3 protein-coding genes and 1 tRNA gene are annotated in these 1,727 nt (G+C 58.3%); all 4 read right to left on the bottom strand.

The genetic code is table 11. The annotated features are described in order from the left end of the window. On the bottom strand, positions 1–515 hold a 515-nt coding region (gene thiD, locus AC1D1X_RS22475), incomplete at its 3' end, for a bifunctional hydroxymethylpyrimidine kinase/phosphomethylpyrimidine kinase (protein WP_477699243.1). Between the two features lie 63 nt (positions 516–578). Further along, positions 579–1,037, bottom strand: a complete 459-nt coding sequence (locus tag AC1D1X_RS22470; RefSeq protein ID WP_477699242.1) for a DUF4124 domain-containing protein — start codon at positions 1,035–1,037, stop codon at positions 579–581. 232 nt (positions 1,038–1,269) lie between these two features. Then, positions 1,270–1,345, bottom strand: a tRNA-Asn gene (locus AC1D1X_RS22465). 160 nt (positions 1,346–1,505) lie between these two features. Then, a partial coding sequence (locus AC1D1X_RS22460) for a hypothetical protein (protein WP_477699241.1) occupies positions 1,506–1,727 on the bottom strand: 222 nt, incomplete at its 5' end.

The following is a 1,727-nucleotide window of genomic DNA, read 5'->3' as shown; positions in this document are numbered from 1 at the left end:
AGCAACTCCTGTGCGGCGGCCTGCATGGCCTGCTCATCGCCCAGAGGGCGGCCGACCAACAGCGAAGCTTCGTCGAGATTTGGGGTGACCACCATGGCACGTGGGAAGAGCTCCCGCACCAGCACCGCAATGGCCGGGTTGTCGATCAGCACCGCGCCGCTGGTGGCGACCATGACCGGATCCAGCACCACGTTCTGCAGCGCATGCCGGTCAATTGCCTCCGCCACGGTCCGCACGATGTCGGGCGCGTGCAGCATGCCTATCTTCACCGCATGCGTGCCTATGTCTTCGATCACGGCATCGATCTGGTCGCGCAGCATCTGCGGCGGCACGCCGTGGATGGCGCGAACGCCGCGCGTGTTCTGGGCCGTCAGCGCTGTGATGGCGGTCATGCCGTAGCAGCCCAGCGCGGCGAAAGTCTTGAGATCGGCCTGGATGCCGGCGCCGCCGCCGCTGTCGGACCCTGCAATGCTCAGCACTCGGGGGTATTCGTGGTCAAAAGCAGTTTCAGTCATGAGTGCAGTCATTCGTTTTCCGTAGCCCTCAGGTACACCCTGCAAATTCAAGCAGAGGTGCCACTAGCGGCAAAATGCCCGGACATCATTTTGGGCAACGTCACGATCATATTTGTCCGTGGGTTGCCCATTGCGGTGCCTTACAGCGCCGCTAAGAACGTCCCGGGCCAGAGCACATCGTGACGCATCGGTGCCATCTTCTTTTCCCCCCGAGAGCGATTTGGGCGGTTTTGGTGTGGGTGGACTGTCAGCCACCTTCTCCGGCACCAGTCGTGGTTGCGGTTGCCTGGTTTGTCCACGCAAGTATTCGGCTGAAGGTTTGGCGATTGGAGACGGTGCTGGCTGAGGCGGCRGTTTCACTTCATCTGCCCTGGCCGCACCGGCATCGTCCTTTCGCGAAGAATAATGCGTTTGCCCCTTCGCATCTACCCACTTATAGACTTGCGCATGGCTGGCTGGCACGAATAGCAAGAGCACCAGGAGGGTGCCGAATATCCGCAGCTTGATTTCTAGGTTTTGCATGTTTACGGTCTGTGAGGGCGCCATCAACTACTCGTCGCCTTGTGTATTCGAAGGTATTCGAAGATTTTCCTGACGATGGTACTAGGTACCCCGCCTGACGATAGGGCACTTAACGGCAGACCACCAGGATCGAGCTGACGCGGGGAAATGGTATGAGACGTGGCGCCTCATCATGTTTCGCGGCGCCAAGAAAGACAAAAGGCCCGCACTTGCGTGCAGGCCTTGAATTTATTGGCTCCTCAACCTGGGCTCGAACCAGGGACCTACGGATTAACAGTCCGGCGCTCTACCAACTGAGCTATTGAGGAATACAGCCTTAGATTATAGCGTCAATTTTCTGGCTTTTTAAGCCTGCGGAATTCTGTCAATGCCTTGTTCCCGCTGAATGGCAAGCGGCCGGCTCTGCGTGGGCAAAAAGCACAGCGGCGTATTGGCCCTCGGCCCTTGTTTGATGTGCGCAAGCAGCTATCAAATCAATAGCATCTCGATGGATAACTGGTCTCGACAACGCTTTGGCCACGCCGCAGCAGCCTGCTCGGCTACCATTTGCGCATGTCCTTCACGGCCCGCTGTTTTAATGGCTTTATGACTGTCCATTTTTAAGACATGGGTAAACTCCCGCGCCCCGTGCCCTGGCTTGCCGCCGGCGAAAACTTTCCCTCGCTGGATACCGCATGGGGGCCCCATGAC

It is taken from the genome of Polaromonas sp. P1_G4 (assembly GCF_056405475.1).
Note: the sequence above shows the minus strand (reverse complement) of the source record. Positions and strands in the feature narration are given on the sequence as shown.